We start from the raw sequence: 17,995 nt of genomic DNA, 5'->3' as shown, positions 1-17,995 counted from the left end.
GGGGTAAAGCGGGAAATCAGATCAGACCGCGCCAGCGCAACACAACGACCAGCAGGATCAGCACCACCAGAAGGGAAAACGCCGCACTGCCCAGCACCCCCAGCCAAAAGCCCTTGCGCCGGTCGGCCAGGTCGATTTTCTGCAAATGCGCCTTCACTTCGCGTGCGGCGCCGCGCAGCGGTTTTTCGTCAACAGTCGGCCGCAGCTTGGGGTGTTCCAGCATCGGCAGCGCATCGGCGAGCTTCATGCCCTGTTTATAGACCCGGCGCGGCAGGCGGCGGCGCGCCCGCTTCAATGCCGCGGCCAGATCGCCGGAGGCCTGTTCGCGCTCCTTCAGCAACGTACGGATGTCCTCGATATCCTGGTCCAGGCTGGCGGCCATTCCGGCACTCTCCCTCAGCTGCTGTTCACCGCCACCCTAACCTGCGCCTGCGTCTGTCTCAATGGGGGTGGCAAGCCTTTGCCTGCGCGGGTATCTAAAGCTTATGCTGAACACGATCACACATGGCACTGCCACAAACAAAACCCCGCTGCTGATTGCCCACGGTCTTTACGGCTCGGCCCGGAACTGGGGTGTTATTGCCAAACGCCTGTCGGATGAGCGGCTGGTGGTTGCGGCGGACATGCGCAACCACGGCGACAGCCCGCGGACCGAAAGCCACAGCTATCCTGAACTGGCCGAAGACCTGGCCGAAGTGATTGCCGCGCATGGCGGCCGGATGGATGTGATCGGACATTCAATGGGCGGCAAGGCGGCAATGACGCTGGCTCTTAACCACCCTGAGGCGGTACGCCGCCTGGTGGTTGCCGACATCGCGCCGGTTGCCTATGGCCATACCCAGATTCAATACATCCACGCCATGCGCACAGTGGACCTGGAAACAGTTGCGCGCCGCCCGGAGGCCGCGGCGCAACTGGCCGAGGCAGGGGTGGAACCTGCGCTGCAAAGCTTTTTCACCCAATCGCTGGATATTCCGAACAAGCGCTGGAAGCTGAACCTGGACACGCTGGCGAATCAGATGCCGGACATCATGTCCTTCCCTGACACGGATGCCGCGTGGGAGGGGCCTGCGCTGTTCCTGTCCGGGGCTGAATCGGACTATGTCCTGCCCGAACACCGCGACGAGATCCGTGCGCGCTTTCCCGCCGCCCGCTTTGCCAAACTGCCCGGTGCGGGCCATTGGCTGCACGCCGAAAAGCCGCGCGAATTCGAAGCCGCCGCGCGGGTGTTCCTGAACGCCTAGGCGCCGCGGGCATAAAGCTGTTTGGCCACTAGCCAGGCCACCGGCAACCCGGCAAGCGCACCAATGGCCGCCGAGGCCAGAATGGCCTGGGTCGACACCAGCCCTGCGACCAGAACCGCGATGACGCCGACGCCTGCCAGGCTGGAACCAATCAGCGAATATAGAACGGATGCAAGGCGCAACATGAGGTCTCTCCTAAGCCTGTCGTGTCTCTTTGAGATCAGGCATAGGGATTCGCGAGTGCTCCCGCCTTGATCAGGATCAGATGGCAAGCCAGTGAAAGAAGAGGGGAAAAGCGGCCCGAAGGGCCGCCAGCAGCTGACACTCCGGGGAGGAAGCTGTCAGCCGGTTTCCACAAACACCCGGCCGCCCTCGACCCTGACAGGATAGGTATTAAGATCTTTATGCACCGGCGCCGACAGCGCCTTGCCGGTGCAGATATCAAACCGTCCGCCATGCAGCGGGCATTCGATGACGCAATCAATCACCAGCCCGTCCTCCAGGCTCTGCTCTTCATGGGTGCAGATCAGATCCGAGGCGAAGAACCCCTTTTTGGTGTTGTAGATCGCGTATGATTTGCCGCCGTGCTGCCAGGAGATCAGGTCTTCCTCGTCGATGTCATCGGTGGCGCAGGCGTCTATCCATTGGCTCATGCTGTGGCTCCTGATTGGTATTTTCCGGCCTAACTCACATTGTCCGCTGCGCGACACGTTCCACCGGGCCGCCCCGGTGATCATATGCGGCGCCTGGCGGATGCTGGCGGCCTTGGTCTGGCGGCCCAGTGAGCGGCGCAGCACCACCGACATCACCTCAAGGTTGGTCTTGCAGAAGCCCGGATCCGGCTGCGGCAGCTGATCCTGCAACGCCTCGGCCAGTTTGGGCAGCGCGTGGAACGGCACCTGCGGATACAGATGATGTTCGACGTGGTTGTTCATCTTCATATAGAGGAATTCAGCCAACCGGTTGCTGCGGAACGACCGGGTGCTCTCCAGTATCGATGGCGAATTCTCCTGCAGCTCCACGTGCTGGATCAGGGTGAACAGCAGCATGACGGGAGCCCCCAGGATGCGCGGGATCACCAGGAACCAGACCACCCACCAGATGCCAAAAAACGGCGCTGCGGCGATCAGCGCATAGATCATCAGCATAATGCGCGCGTTGCGGGTCATCTTGGCAAACCCGCCTTCGGGCGTGACCATCTTCATCGTGTCGGTGTAGCGGCCCGCTGCCAGATACACGAACACCTGTATGTGGAAGCGCAGCAGGGCAAAGCCGCTGATCTCGGCCAGCCAGCCGCCAAAGCCCATCGGCGTGTCGAACGGCATCTGGCTGTCTTTGCCCACCCACCAGGTATGGGTGTGGTGGTTGGTGTGGGTGTAGCGGCGGTGCAGCGGCTCCTCCATGTAGAGGAACGAGGTGACCCACAGCACTGCCTCGTTCAGCCAGCGGCTGCGGAAGGCGGTGCCGTGCGCGGTTTCATGGCTGAAGGAATAGGCCGGCACGGTCAGGAAGATGCCGTGCAGCAGCATCGCGGGCCAGACCCAGAGCGTGCCGAGCGCGGCCCAGACCAGCGCGCCGGTGGCCGCCAGAAAAGCAACCCATTGAGCGATATAGATCAGGCCGGGCTTATCGCTACGGGCAGCGATGGATTTCAGCGTTTTCTTGTCAAGCTTCACCCCGGAAGACGCGGCATTTGTGGGGATATAATCAGGCATCTGTAACCTTCTGGACGGCTGAAGTGATGTGTCTGACGGGTGCAGTAACCCTCCGGGCAGTCCGCTAAACTGCCCGTGGCATCCGCACCCTTCCCGGAGTGCCTGCTCAGCTCGCGTAATTGGCGCCTTCGTCGTCGAGGATCGCTTTCAGCTCGGCCAGGTGGCGTTCGGCCTGATCGGGGTAATCCTCCAGCTCCTGCGCGGTCTTTTCGGCGACTTCATCGCTCAGCACCCGCAGTTTCTGGCCGGTCTGCAGCGCCCGGATATAGGTCTCGGCGGCACGCTCGAAATAATAGAGCCGGTTGAAAGTGTCCGCGGCACTGTCCCCAATGATCAGCACCCCGTGGTTGCCCATGATCATGGTCTTGACCTTGGGGTCGGTCAGCATCGACGCGCAGCGCGCGCCCTCGTCGTCAAACGCCAAGCCGCCAAAGCCGTTGTCTATCACATAGCGGTTGTAGAAGGTCGCTGTGTTCTGGTCGATCGGCGGCAGGGTGCTGTCGGCCAGGCAAGCCAGCACAGTGGCGTGGATCGAATGCACATGCATCACGCAGCGCGCATGGGGACACAGGCGGTGGATCGAGCCGTGCAGCCCCCAGGCGGTCGGGTCCGGCGCATCGGGGCGGTCCATCGTCTTGGGGTCATTGGCATCCAGCAGCAACAGATCCGAGGCTTTGACCCGGGCAAAATGCACCTGATTGGGGTTCATCAGGAACTGGCTGCCGTCCTCGCTCACCGCCAGGCTGAAGTGGTTGGCCACCGCCTCATGCATGTCCAGCTTGGCCGTCCAGCGGAACGCAGCAGCCATATCGACGCGCTCCTGCCAATGGGTGAGGTTCGGGCTGAGATCCGCTTGCTTGTTCATTCTGACGCCTCCGATAGTGTTGATGCACAAGTGGTGCCAGCAGAATTGCCGGCTGACAAATGATTGATTCAGCGCTAATGCATTAATTTAATTAATGCATAGGTCGTGCGTCCGTGTCTTCTCCTGTCTCACCCTCTTCTTCGCTGCCCCCGCTCACTTGGCTGCGCGCATTCGAGGCCAGCGCGCGGCATCTGTCCTTCACCCGCGCCGCAGGCGAGCTGAACCTGACGCAATCGGCGATCAGCCAGCATGTGCGCAGCCTGGAGACCTTTCTGGGCCGCGAGCTGTTCATCCGCAAAACCCGCGCGCTGGAACTATCCGAAGCCGGCGCCAATTACACGCCCATCGTGCGCGAGGCCTTTGATCTGATTGCCGCGGGCACCCAGGCCTTTACCGGCGGCGACCAGGGGCGGCATCTGGTTTTGCAGTGCAATATGGCCTTTTCGGTGTTCTGGCTGTCCCCCGCCTGCCCCGTCTGTACGAAAAGTTCCCCTGGCTGGTACTGAACATCGTGACCCCGATCTGGGATCCCGAACGTCATGCCGCCAATGCAGGCACCGAGATCCGTTTTGGCCGTCCTGCCGACATGTCCGCCGCCGCCGTCCGGCTGACGCGGGACCGGTTCTACCCTGTCTGCGCGCCGGGTTATCAGGACGGAAAAGTTGATTTCGAAACCGGGACCCTGCTGGATTGCGGCGGTGTGACAGGCTCTTGGGGGGCGTGGTTCAAGTCGCAAGGGCGCATGTTTGAACGCAATCACGAGATCAATCTGGCCTCCACCTACGTGATCGCCATGACAGCGGCGGTGAATGGCGCCGGTATCTCCATGTCGCACGACACGCTGGCCGGCGGGCTGCTGGAAAGCGGCCAATTGGTCAAACCCAGCGGGCATTCAGCGGAATTGCTGGAGAACTATTTCCTGATGCCGCCCCCCAGCCATGCCAGCACTCCGGCGACGCGGGCGTTTCTGGAGTGGCTGGAGGGTGAACTGCCTCCTGTATAGCGCCAACATGAGGCCCGCGCCTGACCTTGGGAGGGCGCGAAAGACATTTTCAAAAATCTCCAACATCACCTGCAAAAAGTGCGCTATCCGCCCGCCTCTTGCGCGTTAAGCCATGCACAGCTATATGCGCCGCACCGGTCGCAGCCTACCCGGTCACCAAAACAAGGGTACAAAAATGAAGACTATCGTTATCTGCTCGGGCGGGCTGGATTCCGTTTCGCTTGCCCATATGGTTGCTGATGAACATCAGCTGACCCGTCTTGTCTCCTTTGATTACGGCCAGCGCCACAAGAAGGAGCTCGACTATGCCGCCGCCGCCGCTGTGCGGCTTGGCGTGCCGCATGACATCATCGACATGCGCAGTATCGGCGCAGCCCTTTCCGGCTCGGCCCTGACCGATGATATCGACGTGCCGGACGGCCATTACGAAGAAGACTCCATGAAGGTTACCGTGGTGCCGAACCGCAACGCCATCATGCTGACCATCGCCTATGGCATCGCTGCCGCCAATGGCGATGAGGCCGTGGCCACGGCGGTGCATGGCGGCGATCACTTCATCTATCCGGACTGCCGCCCGGCTTTCACCGAGGCCTTTGACGCGATGCAGCGGGCGGCGTTGGATGGCTATGCCGACGTGCGGCTTTACACCCCGTTTGTGCACCGCTCCAAGGCCGACATTGTCACCGCCGGCGCCAAGCACAACACACCGTTTGCCGATACATGGTCCTGCTACAAGGGCGGCGATAAGCACTGCGGGCGCTGCGGTACCTGCGTGGAACGGCGCGAGGCATTTCATCTGGCCGGTGCCGAGGATCCGACGGATTACGCCGACCCCGATTTCTGGCAGCAGGCGATTGCCGCCAAGGACGGTGCCTGATGTTCCGGATCACCAAGGAGTTCCATTTCTCCGCCTCGCATCAGCTGACCCATCTGCCGACTGACCACCAATGCGCCCGGCTGCATGGGCACAACTACGTGGTGGTGGTGGAACTGGCGGCCAAGGAGCTGAACGCGGATGGCTTTGTGCGCGACTATCATGAGCTGAAACCGCTGAAAGAATACATCGACGGGACCTTTGACCACCGGCATCTGAACGACGTGCTGGAGGGGCATTCAACGGCTGAAAACATGGCCAAGCATTTCTATGACTGGTGCCATGCGCGCTGGCCTGAGGTTGCTGCGGTGAAAGTCTCGGAGACCCCCAAGACCTGGGCGGAGTACCGGCCATGACATCCCTGCGCATTGCCGAAATCTTCGGCCCCACCATCCAAGGCGAAGGCGCTTTGATCGGGGAGCCCACAGTGTTTGTGCGCGCCGGCGGCTGTGATTACCGCTGTTCCTGGTGCGACAGCATGCATGCGGTGGACAGCGCCAACCGCCACGACTGGGCGGTGATGACGCCAGAGGAAGTCATGGGCGAAGTGCGCCGCCTGTCCGGCGGCAAGCCATTGACGGTGTCGATCTCTGGCGGCAATCCGGCGATCCAGGACTTCGCCCCGGTGATCGCATACGGCAAGACCGAAGGCTACCGCTTTGCCTGCGAAACCCAAGGGTCCGTCAGCAAGCCTTGGTTTGGTGATCTTGACACTTTGGTGCTCAGCCCCAAGCCGCCGTCCAGCGGTGAAAGGGTGGATTGGAAAGCCTTTGACCAATGTCTTGAAGCCGCCAAGGGCTGCGGCCAGACGGTAATGAAGATCGTGATCTTTGACGACAAGGATTACGCCTGGGCCAAGGCCGCCGCGGAGCGCCATCCCGGACTGCCATTGTATCTGCAGCCCGGCAATCCGGAAGTTGACCCCTCGCTGCCGGTCGATCTGAACCAAGCCACAGACCGGCTGTTGTGGCTGATTGAAAAAGTGACCGGCGACCGCTGGTTCACCCCCGCGTCCTGCCCCAGCTGCATGTGCTGGTCTGGGGCAACAAACGCGGCGTCTGAACATAGGAACCCTGACATGTCTGACAGCATCTACAGCAATCTGAAACAGCTGGGCGGCGATACCGTGGTGCCGGCCAGCCCGGAACAGGCAGAACTGGAGCGGGTGCAGAACCCGCAGTCCGACACGGCCTATAACGTGCGCTTCACCGCACCGGAGTTCACCTCCCTTTGCCCGATGACCGGCCAGCCGGATTTTGCCCATCTGGTGATCGACTACGTACCCGGTGAGTGGCTGGTGGAAAGCAAATCGCTGAAGCTTTTCCTGACCTCCTTCCGCAATCACGGCGCCTTTCACGAGGATTGCACGGTCTCCATTGCCCGCCGGCTGGCGGACTTCCTGCAGCCGCAATGGCTGCGCATCGGCGGCTACTGGTATCCGCGCGGCGGCATTCCGATTGATGTGTTCTGGCAAACCGGCCCGAAGCCTGAGGGCGTCTGGATCCCCGACCAAGGCGTGCCCCCCTACCGCGGCCGCGGCTGACACAACCCAAAGCACCTTTGACACAGTTCAGCCCGGCAGCGCAGTTGCCGGGCTTTTTGTTATTCAAAACAAGCGATACCCATTCGCGGCCACCGGAATGCACGTGGCGGAGAGTTCGGTTTGAATTTCAAACAATTTACCGCAAAAGTAGTTAAGATTTTAGTGAACCTGCACTCTGAGGCGGCGTCAGGAGACGATCCGGGCTATCCGGATACATAATTTTTGTGACGGGGGACCTTTATGAACTTTCTGGATTTGGGCAAAACGCTTTCGGGATATTTGAACGCGCTTTCGCAGGCCGGCCTTCAGGTCGAAATGTTCACGGATTTTGAGAAAGTGCCCGAGGCCGCCGCCGAAACCGGCCGCCGGTTCCAGATGCCGGGTTTTGCCATCGAACGGGCCGACCACACCCGGAACTCGGCCTTTTGGCTGTTCCTGAAGGAGGGCGACACCTATGTCGGCGGTGCGGCCTCCATGCTGCAGGATCTGGGCCGCGAAACCCTGGCTGAGTTTCTGCTGCGCACCTCGCGGCATCAGTTTCCCAACGATGCAGGCGGCGGCGTTGAAAGCGTCGCAGAACCGCTGGCGCGAGAGGTCAGCGGCCGCCTGGCCTATATCGGAGAGCTGAACTTTCTGCCCGGCCATCGCGGCAAACGGGCGGAACGGCTAGAGCCTTTTATGCGGATCTTTCAAATCCTGGCGATCCAGAAATGGGATGTGGACTGGATCTACGCCTTCATCCCCGACCGCCACATGCAGGCCCGGCTGGACCTGGTCTACGGCTTCAGCCGGGCAATTCCGCGGGCGCAGAAATGGCGCGATCCGGAACCGGAAGTGCGCAGCAGCACCGAGTGGTTTGTCGGCGCATCCCGGCTGGAAATGGAACACATGCTGCAAAGCGATTTAGCCAAATTTGATATCCTGTGAGAAGTTGGCCACCATCAGCTTGCCGTCCGGTAAATATACCGGTGCCAGAACCCGCCGGTACTGCCGGGTAAAGCGGCGCCCGTTCAGCAGGTTCACGTCGATCGACGGATGGGTGATCACCGGCTCGCCGCGGCTGATCGCCTCGCTGTGCGCCAGTACAAGATCAGAATTGAGCCTGTCGCTGAACCCGTTCAGGGTGTTCCGCAGCTGCTCGCTGCTTGCCACCTCAAAGCAAATCGAGGCCAGACTGGCCGGACCTGACTTGATCGGCTGAATGCGGTTCTTCTCCGCATCCGGCGGGTTGAACAAATCCACCTGATGCTGCAGCTGGTCAAAGCCTTCCAGGCGGCCGCTGTTGGCAAACCACCAGTCCAGGAAGTCCTGCAGCGACACGTCGCAGCCGCGGTACTGGCGGGAGCGGGCAGCCGATTGCAACTGAGCATTGAGAATTTCAAATGCCTTGCGTCCAGCCTCCTCCGCCCGGCGGTCCGGCAGCAGCTCGAGACCAGCAGTGTCCGACGAGAAATAGTGAAACGACACCCCCAGCCCGCGCGCCAGCGCATCCAGCATGCTCCAGCCGATCTCACGCTCGTTCTTCAGCGCGCTATTGAAAGTGCCATAGGGGATCCCACATTTCAGCGCCGCCTGCCGGTTGGACAGGTTCATATCCGTCAAAAGCGCGGAGATTTTTTTGTGAATAAGCGCCATATGCGTAAGATCTTTCATATTTAACGAAACATCTTGCATAAAACAACCGGCACGGCAATCCAGTGCCCGCGTTGATTTCGGCGGCGGCCTGGAAAACCGGCACATGCCCTGGATGACCCAGCGGGTCGCAGAAAACCATTCCTGGCGGCCGCTGGAAACAGGCGAAAGGGTCAGAGTTGGCGCACCATCCTCAGATGTCGAGGGCGCCATCGGCCTGGTGGCCTATGTGATGGAACTGCTGGGCGTGCCCGACCAGATCATCGCCAAGTTCAAAGAGTTCAGCCTGTTTGCAACCGGCGTCACCTTCATGAAATCGCTCTGGGACGGCATGGCTTCCATTGTGGACCAGCTGGTCACCTTTATCACCAACAAGCTGAAGGACTTGAAACCGCAATGGTTGACTGACCTGCAGAACTGGGCCAGCGGCGGCGATGACCCCGCCGCACCGGGCCCCGCCGCTCGGGCGCACCCGCTTTCCGGCTCAGTCGCCCCGCGCGTGCAGGGCAACCGGGACAGCGGCGGGCCGGTGCTGCCCGGTCTGTCCTATCTGATCGGGGAGCGGCGGGAACCGGAGGTGTTTGTCCCGAAAGTGCCGGGCAATATTCTGCCAGCGCGTGCCCTTAGAGCAGCAAGAACTGCCACCGCCGCTGCCAAACCTGTCGCGCGCACCATCCGCCAAGCCGCCAGCGTTCAGAACACGGCAATCAGCACCCGGAACATCACCCGGATCAGCCAGGCTCTGAAGGCAGCCGCTGCACCCCGATTGCCTGGACAGGCTCAACTACTCAGAACACCGGGCAAACTGGCCGGCATCCTGCCCCGGCAGGCAATGAAGGCAGCCGCTGCGGCCACCGCCCTGGCGGCGCCCGCAGCCGCCCTGCCCGGCAAGGCGGAAATTCAGCAGCGTGTTGACCCGCGCCCGGCTCTGACCGCCCAGGCCCCGGCCCCGCAGGTGACCCGCGAAGGCGATGTGTTCACTATCAATGTCTACCCGCAGCCGGGCCAGGACAGCGAGGCAATCGCACGGGAAGTCATGCGGCAGCTCAAACGCAGAGACAGCGACCGGCGCGCGGATCTGCATGACGGAGTGGATTACTGATGCAGCTAGGATTGGTCATGATGGCGCTGGGGGTGTTCCGCTTTGGCATGGCGGGCGGCTCCTATCAGCAGTTTTCCCGCACCGCCGGCTACCGCTGGCAGAGGGTGGACCGGATCGGCCGCGCCCCGGCCCTGCAGTACACCGGTCCGGATGCTGAAGACCTCACCCTTGAAGGGGTGATTTACCCCCATTTCAAGGGCGGTTTAAGGCAGGTTGAACTGATGCGGCTGCAGGCCAAAACCGGCTTGCCGATGATGATGGTGGACGGGCTGGGCTGGGTCTGGGACCGCTGGACGATCACCCGCGTGGAAGAGCGCAAAAGCCTCTTTCTGGCCGACGGCGCCCCCCGCAAGATTGAGTTCACCATGAACTTGAAATCCTACGGCCAGGACAATGGTGTTCTGTCCTCCTTCTTCGGGGGCTGTGATGGCCACCTACCGCACCAGCGAAGGCGATATGGTCGATGAGATCAGCAAGGACCACTACGGCCGCGAAGACATGGCCGTGGCCGTCTATGAGGCCAATCCCGGCCTGGCCGCGCACGGCCCCATTCTCCCCAAGGGGCTGGAAATCACCCTGCCCGCAGCGCAGCCCGCAACCGTCCGCAAGCCTGTGCGGCTTTGGGGCTGAGCCATGAAAGTTGCCTTCCGGATCATCGCTGACGGCGCCGACGTCACCGGCAATTTTGCCGACCGGCTTATTGGCCTGACCGTGGTGGATGAGGCGGGCAGCAAGTCCGACCGCGCTGAAATCCAGGTGGACGACCGCGACTATGCGGTCGCCCTGCCCGCGACCGGCGCCAAGCTGGAAATTGCCCTGGGCTTCACCGGCGATCTGGTTGAGATCGGGCAATTCACCGTCGATGAAATCAGCGGCGAGCTGGCCCCGGACACCATGACGATCGGGGCCAAGGCCGCCGACATGCTCGGCGGCATCCGCGCAAAGAAAACCCGCTCCTGGCACAAGGTGACCGTGGCGGATCTGGTGGAAAAAATCGCCAAGGAACACGGGTTGAAAGCCGTCATCAGCGACAGCCTGAAGGCCCACCATTACGCTTACCTTGCCCAGACCAGCGAAAGCGATTTGAACTTCCTCACCCGCCTGGCCCAGGACCTGGACGCCGTCGCAAAACCCGCTGGCGGTGCCCTGGTCTTCGCCAAGCGCGGCGAGAACAAAGGCGCTGATGGTGCCGACTTGCCCGTCTTTGACGTTCACCGCAGCCAGATTGCCTCCGGTGACTGGCAGATCAACGGACGCGGCAAATACGGCTGCGTCATTGTTGAGTGGACCGACCTGGGCGCCGCCAAGGTGCAGACCTGCAAGGCCGGAGACAAAGACCCGAAGCTGAAGCTGCGCCACCGCTACCCGTCCCAGGACGAAGCACAGCGCGCGGCCGACGCCGCCCTGGAACGCAGCGGCCGGGCCAGCGGCACCATCAGCATCCGCCTGGGAGGGTTCTGGGGTGACTTGATGGCCGAAGCCAAGGTCAACCTGACCGGCATCAAACCCGAGCTGGAAGGCGAATGGCTGATTACTAGCGTCACCCACACCCTGGCGGGCACATTGACGACAAGTTTCCAAGCCGAACGCGATAATGAAAAGGCCAATTCATGAGCAAACTGCCAGACACAAGCTGGGCCAGGAAAGGCGGCAGCCGCGATTACATCACCACCCGGCCACTGTTTTGGGACATCGGAAAGAAGGAAAGCGGCTGGGTGCTGACCATCCCGGCCGGGCGTGAATTCGAAAGCTCCGTTCCCCGTCCTCTGCGCTGGGTGTTTTCGCCTGATGACCCCTACTTCCTTCTGTCGGCAGTGATCCACGACACGCTGCTGGAGGAAGGGTTCCGCCGGGCTTTTGCAGACAGCCAATGGTTTGAGGCTGCCTTAAGTGTCCATGCGCCGGGGCTGCGGACCTGGCTCGCCTATTCCGGGATGCGGGCGCGGCGGTTCTGGAAGTGGGTGTTTCGGCGGACATAAGGGCGCGGGCTGTCATTTTGAGCCCACAGCTGCCGTCGGCCGCCTGGCCCCCCTCGCATGTGCAGCACGGCGCGAACGGCGCTAAGCGGCCATTGCAAGGCCTGTCTAGGAAAGGCGGCTGACGGGGCTTTCCGATCACTCGCCGCAAGTGCGATAAGCGTGACAAAGAACGGCTGTTTCAGGCCCGACGGGCGGGAAGCGGACTTTCTACAGCGCGCTCTACGTTACCAGCTTTAAGTAGAAACCAGTCTTCTGAGCGCGGAGAGCTCTCAATACCATGTTCGCTAGAATTGCTTCGTTGGCTAGATAATCACGGCAAATGCGTCGGTTTGTAGAGAGAAGGGGAAAAGTTGCCGCCTTGCATTTGCAGTCTTCGTGAGTGGCAGAGACAATGTGATCTGCCACTCACCTATCTGCCTATTCAGGCATCATAGCGCCGATCTCGTACATTCCGTTGTCGTTCTTGACCAGCATCAGAGTTACCGAAGCACCCTCTGATATTTCATCCATCAATTGAACATTTGGGCCAGAGTGAGATCCATAGTCATTGCAGGCCAACCGATTTCGGGGATCGGTTCGTGGCTGACGTTTGCAGAGTTTTCGTCAATCGAATTGATGGTCGCCTTTGTATGAACAGCACCTTCCATTTGAGCATCGCTCATCCCCATGTTGGAATGGTCCATTATGCTATGGTTCGTCTGAGCGGAAGCGATTGGTGCGGCCAAAAGAGAGGCAACTAGGGTTACAGCAAGTCTTTTCATTGGATTGTCCTCTTAGGGTGGTTTTACATTTCAGGCTATTCTGCCGGTATTGGTGATGCCTCCCGGCCGGGTTCCTGCAGCAGGGTTCGGTTGACCCGTGTAAGAGCCAACCGCTTCCAGATCACAAAGATTGAAGGAATGACGAAAAGGGTTAGAAGCGTGGCAGTCGCCATCCCGCCTACCATCGGGGCTGCAATACGCTGCATGATTTCCGAACCGGTGCCTTGGCCATACATGATCGGAATTAAGCCAGCGAAGATTGTCGCCACCGTCATAACCTTGGGGCGAACACGTAGAAGTGCGCCTTCAAATACCACCTCTTCGACATCATCGGTTGTCAATTTGCGCGGCACCTCAACCGCGAGGTTTTTCCGCTTTTCCCAGGCTAGATTGAGATACAGCAGCATAACAATCGCGGTTTCAACCGCGACACCGGCAAGCGCAATGAATCCCACCAGAACCGCGACAGAGATGTCAAAGCTCAAGTACCACAGGAACCAGACACCTCCTGCGAGGGCTACCGGCAAGGCGGCAAGGATGATCCCAACCTCAATTACTCGATTGAACGCCAGAAAGAGCATCAGAGTGATGATAAGAAGCGTTGCCGGCGCTACCAGCTTCAGCCGCTCCTGCATACGCTCAATGTATTCGTACTGACCCGACCATGTGATCGAGTATCCAGGCGGCAATTCAACCTCTTCGGTGACCAGTTGGCGCGCTTCGGTTACGTAACCTCCTAGATCCCGGCCCGCGATATCGATGAATACAAAACCTGTGCGGCGTGCGTTTTCAGACCGGATCATACCGGGCCCATCCACCACGTTGATCTCTGCCAGGTTGCCTAAAGGGATATGCGCCCCCGACGGTGTGACCACCGGGAGGTCACGCAGGCGTTCGGGGCTGTTCCGCCATTCCTGGGGGTAGCGAAGGTTTATAGGAAACCGCTCCAGACCTTCGACGGATTCCGACACCTGCATCCCGCCGATGGCGGTCTGAACGACATCCTGCACTTCACGTACGCTCATCATATAGCGCGCAGCAGCATCGCGGTTGACGTCGATCTCCACAAACCGCCCTCCAACAGGCCGCTCTGCATAGGCTGATGCAGTGCCGTCGATACCTGCAACCACGCGTTCGATTTCGACACCAATCTGCTCGATGACGCTCAAATCAGCACCTGAAATTTTGACACCGACGGGTGTCTTGATCCCTGTTGCAAGCATGTCGATGCGATTCTTAATCGGCTGGATCCAGACATTGGTCACACCAGGAATTTGTACAGCGCGGTCAAGCTCGTCGCGTATGCCTTCCATCGTCATGCCCTCGCGCCATTCGGATTCAGGTTTCAGCTGAATTGTCGTTTCGATCATTGTGAGCGGGGCGGGATCCGTGGCGGTATCGGCGCGTCCAAGCTTGCCATGCACTGTTGCGACCTCAGGGACCGTCGCAATCAGCCGGTCGGATTGCTGCAGCACTTCGCGTGCCTTGCCGATGGAGACACCGGGGTACAGTGTTGGCATGTAGAGGAAATCGCCCTCGTTCAGCTCTGGCATGAACTCGGTCCCGATACGCTGCAGCGGCCACCACATTGACGCGACAAGCACACCGGCGAGCAACGTCGTGGCCCAGGGCCACGCGACAGCAGCATCCAGAAAGGGCCGGTAGATCCAGATCACGATACGGTTCAGAGGGTTCTTGTGCTCCGAAAGAATCCGGCCGCGCACAAAGTATCCCATCAGAACTGGCACCAGCGTGATGGAAAGGATCGCCGCCGCTGCCATTGCGTAGGTCTTTGTGAAGGCCAGCGGCTTGAAAAGCCGCCCTTCCTGGCTTTCCAGAACAAAGACCGGCAAAAAGCTCACGGTGATGATTGCCAGGGAAAAGAAAAGTGCCGGCCCCACTTCGGTTGCGCATTCGGTGACGAGGCGCCAGCGATTCTGATTGGTCAGCTTTTCCTTCTCTAGCCTTCGGTGCATGGCTTCGATCATGACGATGGCCGCGTCCACCATCGCGCCGATGGCGATGGCAATCCCGCCCAAACTCATGATGTTGGCATTCACCCCCTGCAGCTTCATGATGATGAAGGCTGCAAAGATGCCGAGAGGCAGTGACAGAAGGATCACCAGGGACGAGCGGATGTGCAGCAGGAAGGCTGCACAGACCAAAACGACAACGATAAATTCTTCGGTCAGCTTTGTTTCGAGATTCTCGATTGCACGCTCGATAACACCCGCGCGGTTGTAGGTTGTGACAAGCTCAACGCCTTCAGGCAGGTTTGTCCGCAACTCTTCGATACGCGCCTCTATAGCCTTGATCGTGGCCAGGGCGTTCCCGCCCCAGCGCAGGATGACGACACCGCCAACGGCATCGCCTTCGCCATTGAACTCCCCGACGCCGCGCCGCATTTCCGGCCCAAGGCGGATGTCTGCCACGTCGCCAACTGTCAGTGCTGCACCGCGTTCGTTGACCATAAGCGGTGCTTTGGCCAGGTCCGCCAGTTCATCAACATAGCCAGTAGAGCGGATCATGAATTCCGCCTCGCCCATTTCGATCACGGAACCGCCGGTCTCGCGGTTGGCGTTTTGAATGGCACTGCGGATTTGCGGCAGGGTGACGTCAAAGGCGCGCAGTTTGTTCGGGTCCACAACGACTTGATACTGCTTGACCATCCCGCCTATGGTTGCGACCTCGGACACACCGTCGACGGTTTGCAGCTCATACTTCAGAAACCAGTCCTGGAGTGTCCGCAGCTGGGCCAGGTCGTGCCCCCCAGTCCGGTCAATAAGCGTATACTGGTAGATCCAGCCGACACCGGTTGCATCCGGCCCGAGCTGCGGGGAAACCCCTTCGGGAAGGTTTGCGGTTATCTGTCCCAGATACTCGAGCACACGGGTGCGCGCCCAGTAAAGGTCAGTGCCATCTTCGAAAACGACGTAAACGTAACTGTCGCCGAAAAAGGAAAAACCCCTCACGTCACTGGCCCCGGGCACAGCGAGCATGGCCGTGGCTATTGGGTAAGTGACTTGATCTTCGACAACCTGCGGAGCTTGCCCGGCATAAGGCGTGCGGACAATGACCTGAACATCCGACAAGTCGGGAATAGCATCTACGGGGGTTTCGCGGATCGCCCAGACACCAATCACGCCCATCATGACCGCAAGTGCAAGAACGACGAAGCGATTTGCAACAGACGCCCGGATAACTGCAGCGATCATTGCGTCACCTCAACTGGCTTTGTGCCTGCCAGGGTCATTGAGAAGTCTGCGTTCTGGGTGAAAAGCAGAGTCACTTCTTTTCCATCCGGCAATCCAGCTAAGTCGAGGGTTGGATCAATCGAGAAGTCCATGGTCATACCCGGCATGCCAATCTGCGTCACCGGGCCGTGCGTGATGTTCGCCGTCCGCGTTTCGGAGTCGACGCTATTGATCTTGCCCAACACCTCCATTGGTGGTGAGGCAATTTCTACCCCGGTGAGCACCATGGTCATGCCGTCTGGACGCGCAAATGTCAGAGCCACTTCATTGCCTACCGGAAGGCTGGTAATTTCCAGCTCTTCACCCACTTCGAAGTTCATGGTCATGCCTGGCATGCCAATTTCCATGATAGGGCCGTGGGTTATCGTGGCCATGCGGGTTTCTGCGTCGAACTGATCAATGGTTCCAGAAACGAAAATGTCTGAAGCAGCCTTGGAGGCATTTGGTTCATTCGTCTGTGGGGATGTGTCTGCGACGGTTTGGGAACCTGCAGCCCGGACCGCGATAACGGTGAACATCCCGTCATCACTTTTTGAGAGATCGAACTCAACCGGCACATCCATGGGGACTTCGGCGGTGTCTAGGCCGGCGACTGGCATATCCATATGCATTGCAGGCCAGCCGAGTTCAGGAATAGGTTCATGTGAGAGCGACAGCTTTCCGTCCGTTGTGACGCCATTCACAATGCCTGTGCCTGTGGCGGCCACACCGTCGTCTGGACCAAGCTCAATGAGTCCGACCAGGCCATCTGCTCCACGAGACAGCCGAAACGACACCTGTTGACCTTCAACCAAACGCGAAAGAGAAACATCAGCCCGGATCGGGAAACTAGACGTCATTTCCGGCCAGTCGAGGCTGTCTAGAGCACCGTGCCGGATCTTTGCCGTACGGGACTCGAAATCCAGCGCAATCAACTCCCCCGATCCGCGTGCAGGAGCTTCATCTGTCGGCGCCATGCGCATAAGTCCGGCGTTCAGTGCGCTTTCGCTGTCGATCAGGAATTGAGCTGAGGCTACAACCTCTTCTCCTGGCTCCAATCCCTGTGCAACTTCCGTACGCCCGCCGTCACCGAAATTATCGCGCAGACCCGCAGTAATGAGGCGAGGTTTGAAAGTGCCATCGCCGGTTTTCAGTATCACCCGTTCTGCAGTCCCGGTACGAATGATAGCCTCGGTTGGAACAGTCAGAGCCATTCGGTTTTCAGATGGGATCAGACTGACAGTACCGAACATGTTCGGGCGTAGCAGCATGTCGGAATTGTCAAATTGCAAGCGAACGGGAAGCGTTCGGGTCACAGCGTCGAGTTCGGGATAGATGTAGTCAACGGCCCCCTTGAAAACCCGGCTTGGCAAATGTTCAAACCGCGCTTCGGCAAGCATATTGTCAGTCAGCTTAGCAATGTCGCGCTCAAAAACATCGACAATTAGCCAAACGGTTGAAAGTTCTGTCAGCGATGCAGCACGTGTACCGGGCTGCAGAAACATTCCGTCCGCAGCCTCAAGTGAAATCAGAACGCCGTCCTGCGGAGCTTCGACTTCAATGTTGCGCTCGGGAATGCCGCTGGTTTCAATACGCTCGATTTGCCTGTCAGACATGCCGTGACTGCGCAGTTTGTTACGGGCGGCATCAATGATCTGCGACTTTCCCGCCTCAATGGCGCGAACCAGGTCACCGGCTGACGAGCCGATCTGAGGAGAGAACATCTCAAACAAGACATCGCCCTTTTGAACGGGATCTCCGACAGCGCGCACATTCAGCTTTTCGATCCAACCGTCCACACGAGTGTGAACATGGCTTGTCCGGTGCTCGTCATAGCCAACAAAGCCAACGGTTTCGATCTTGCCGGAAACCTCGGACATGCGTGAAATCGCGGTACGGACGCCAATGGCGTTAATCTCTGCCGCAGATAGCTGCACTTCTGCAGGATCCCCGGAAGGCTCTTGGCCTGCATATACAGGGACAAGATCCATGCCCATGGGGATTTACCCGGCCCTGGTTGCCGGAAGTTCGGATCCATCGGTGC

At 59.7% G+C, this 17,995-nt stretch carries 20 protein-coding genes and 1 pseudogene; 13 read left to right on the top strand and 8 right to left on the bottom strand.

What is annotated here, in order from left to right; all coding sequences use genetic code 11:
- Positions 1 to 16: 16 nt before the first annotated feature.
- Positions 17 to 382, bottom strand: coding sequence for a hypothetical protein (locus tag ETW23_RS08000; protein WP_129370556.1), 366 nt, complete (start codon positions 380 to 382; stop codon positions 17 to 19).
- A 61-nt stretch (positions 383 to 443) separates the two neighbouring features.
- Between ETW23_RS08000 and ETW23_RS07995 the strand changes: the two genes are divergently transcribed.
- A complete protein-coding gene (locus ETW23_RS07995; protein ID WP_167738101.1) occupies positions 444 to 1,244 on the top strand; it encodes an alpha/beta fold hydrolase in 801 nt (266 codons plus the stop codon).
- On the opposite strand, the gene ETW23_RS07990 is transcribed toward ETW23_RS07995, so the two are convergent.
- From ETW23_RS07990 to ETW23_RS07980, 3 genes are all read right to left on the bottom strand, one after another.
- Entirely contained in the window at positions 1,241 to 1,429 is a 189-nt protein-coding gene (locus ETW23_RS07990; RefSeq protein WP_134829685.1) for a hypothetical protein, read from the bottom strand. The genes ETW23_RS07995 and ETW23_RS07990 overlap by 4 nt on opposite strands.
- Before the next feature lie 156 nt (positions 1,430 to 1,585).
- Positions 1,586 to 2,959 carry a fatty acid desaturase gene (locus ETW23_RS07985; RefSeq protein WP_134829684.1) on the bottom strand — a complete coding sequence of 458 codons (1,374 nt, stop codon included), beginning with the start codon at positions 2,957 to 2,959 and terminating at the stop codon, positions 1,586 to 1,588.
- A gap of 106 nt (positions 2,960 to 3,065) precedes the next feature.
- Positions 3,066 to 3,824 carry a class II aldolase and adducin N-terminal domain-containing protein gene (locus ETW23_RS07980; RefSeq protein WP_134829683.1) on the bottom strand — a complete coding sequence of 253 codons (759 nt, stop codon included), beginning with the start codon at positions 3,822 to 3,824 and terminating at the stop codon, positions 3,066 to 3,068.
- Positions 3,825 to 3,937: 113 nt separating this feature from the next.
- On the opposite strand from ETW23_RS07980, the gene ETW23_RS26565 reads away from it, so the two are divergent.
- The 7 genes and pseudogenes from ETW23_RS26565 to ETW23_RS07950 all read left to right on the top strand — a co-directional run bounded on the left by ETW23_RS26565 (position 3,938) and on the right by ETW23_RS07950 (position 8,171).
- Positions 3,938 to 4,330, top strand: coding sequence for a LysR family transcriptional regulator (locus tag ETW23_RS26565; RefSeq protein ID WP_302658188.1), 393 nt, complete (start codon positions 3,938 to 3,940; stop codon positions 4,328 to 4,330).
- 5 nt (positions 4,331 to 4,335) lie between these two features.
- Positions 4,336 to 4,827, top strand: coding sequence for a LysR substrate-binding domain-containing protein (locus ETW23_RS26560; protein WP_302658186.1), 492 nt, complete (start codon positions 4,336 to 4,338; stop codon positions 4,825 to 4,827).
- A 175-nt stretch (positions 4,828 to 5,002) separates the two neighbouring features.
- Positions 5,003 to 5,704, top strand: a complete 702-nt coding sequence (gene queC, locus ETW23_RS07970; RefSeq protein ID WP_134829682.1) for a 7-cyano-7-deazaguanine synthase QueC — start codon at positions 5,003 to 5,005, stop codon at positions 5,702 to 5,704.
- On the top strand, positions 5,704 to 6,057 hold the full coding sequence (gene queD / locus ETW23_RS07965; RefSeq protein ID WP_134829681.1) for a 6-carboxytetrahydropterin synthase QueD: 354 nt from the start codon (positions 5,704 to 5,706) through the stop codon (positions 6,055 to 6,057). The genes queC and queD overlap by 1 nt, the downstream gene beginning before the upstream one ends.
- Positions 6,054 to 6,763: pseudogene (gene queE, locus ETW23_RS07960) on the top strand (7-carboxy-7-deazaguanine synthase QueE). Before queD ends, queE begins: the two are co-directional and overlap by 4 nt.
- A 16-nt stretch (positions 6,764 to 6,779) precedes the next feature.
- Positions 6,780 to 7,244 (top strand): preQ(1) synthase, encoded by a 465-nt coding sequence (gene queF / locus ETW23_RS07955; RefSeq protein ID WP_134829680.1) that lies wholly within the window; start codon positions 6,780 to 6,782, stop codon positions 7,242 to 7,244.
- Positions 7,245 to 7,484: 240 nt separating this feature from the next.
- Positions 7,485 to 8,171 carry a hypothetical protein gene (locus ETW23_RS07950; RefSeq protein ID WP_134829679.1) on the top strand — a complete coding sequence of 229 codons (687 nt, stop codon included), beginning with the start codon at positions 7,485 to 7,487 and terminating at the stop codon, positions 8,169 to 8,171.
- On the opposite strand, the gene ETW23_RS07945 is transcribed toward ETW23_RS07950, so the two are convergent.
- Positions 8,148 to 8,897: a helix-turn-helix transcriptional regulator gene (locus ETW23_RS07945; protein WP_237457126.1), complete on the bottom strand. Its 750-nt coding sequence runs from the start codon at positions 8,895 to 8,897 to the stop codon at positions 8,148 to 8,150. The two genes, ETW23_RS07950 and ETW23_RS07945, sit on opposite strands and share 24 nt — an antisense overlap.
- 85 nt (positions 8,898 to 8,982) lie before the next feature.
- On the opposite strand from ETW23_RS07945, the gene ETW23_RS07940 reads away from it, so the two are divergent.
- The 5 genes from ETW23_RS07940 to ETW23_RS07920 are packed head-to-tail and all read left to right on the top strand — an operon-like array spanning position 8,983 to position 11,957.
- Positions 8,983 to 9,978, top strand: a complete 996-nt coding sequence (locus ETW23_RS07940; RefSeq protein WP_134829678.1) for a hypothetical protein — start codon at positions 8,983 to 8,985, stop codon at positions 9,976 to 9,978.
- Positions 9,978 to 10,445 (top strand): phage tail protein, encoded by a 468-nt coding sequence (locus ETW23_RS07935; protein ID WP_254695174.1) that lies wholly within the window; start codon positions 9,978 to 9,980, stop codon positions 10,443 to 10,445. Before ETW23_RS07940 ends, ETW23_RS07935 begins: the two co-directional genes overlap by 1 nt.
- Entirely contained in the window at positions 10,405 to 10,608 is a 204-nt protein-coding gene (locus ETW23_RS07930; RefSeq protein ID WP_134829676.1) for a tail protein X, read from the top strand. The genes ETW23_RS07935 and ETW23_RS07930 overlap by 41 nt, the downstream gene beginning before the upstream one ends.
- A 3-nt stretch (positions 10,609 to 10,611) precedes the next feature.
- Positions 10,612 to 11,592: a phage late control D family protein gene (locus ETW23_RS07925; RefSeq protein WP_134829675.1), complete on the top strand. Its 981-nt coding sequence runs from the start codon at positions 10,612 to 10,614 to the stop codon at positions 11,590 to 11,592.
- Complete coding sequence (locus ETW23_RS07920; RefSeq protein WP_134829674.1) at positions 11,589 to 11,957, top strand: DUF1353 domain-containing protein; 369 nt, start codon at positions 11,589 to 11,591, stop codon at positions 11,955 to 11,957. The genes ETW23_RS07925 and ETW23_RS07920 overlap by 4 nt, the downstream gene beginning before the upstream one ends.
- Positions 11,958 to 12,466: 509 nt before the next feature.
- Here ETW23_RS07920 and ETW23_RS07915 read toward each other — a convergent pair.
- Genes ETW23_RS07915 through ETW23_RS07905 form a run of 3 tightly spaced genes read right to left on the bottom strand, consistent with a single transcriptional unit; the run spans position 12,467 to position 17,948 of the window.
- Complete coding sequence (locus tag ETW23_RS07915; protein WP_254695173.1) at positions 12,467 to 12,718, bottom strand: copper-binding protein; 252 nt, start codon at positions 12,716 to 12,718, stop codon at positions 12,467 to 12,469.
- A gap of 35 nt (positions 12,719 to 12,753) precedes the next feature.
- Entirely contained in the window at positions 12,754 to 15,933 is a 3,180-nt protein-coding gene (locus tag ETW23_RS07910) for an efflux RND transporter permease subunit (protein ID WP_134829673.1), read from the bottom strand.
- The gene (locus tag ETW23_RS07905) at positions 15,930 to 17,948 is read right to left on the bottom strand and encodes an efflux RND transporter periplasmic adaptor subunit (RefSeq protein WP_134829672.1); all 2,019 of its coding nucleotides are present in this window, start codon (positions 17,946 to 17,948) and stop codon (positions 15,930 to 15,932) included. The genes ETW23_RS07910 and ETW23_RS07905 overlap by 4 nt, the downstream gene beginning before the upstream one ends.
- Positions 17,949 to 17,995 lie beyond the last annotated feature (47 nt).

The sequence above is a fragment of the Leisingera sp. NJS201 genome (assembly GCF_004535885.1).
Lineage (GTDB): Bacteria > Pseudomonadota > Alphaproteobacteria > Rhodobacterales > Rhodobacteraceae > Leisingera.
This window is presented reverse-complemented; position numbering and strand designations above follow the sequence as displayed.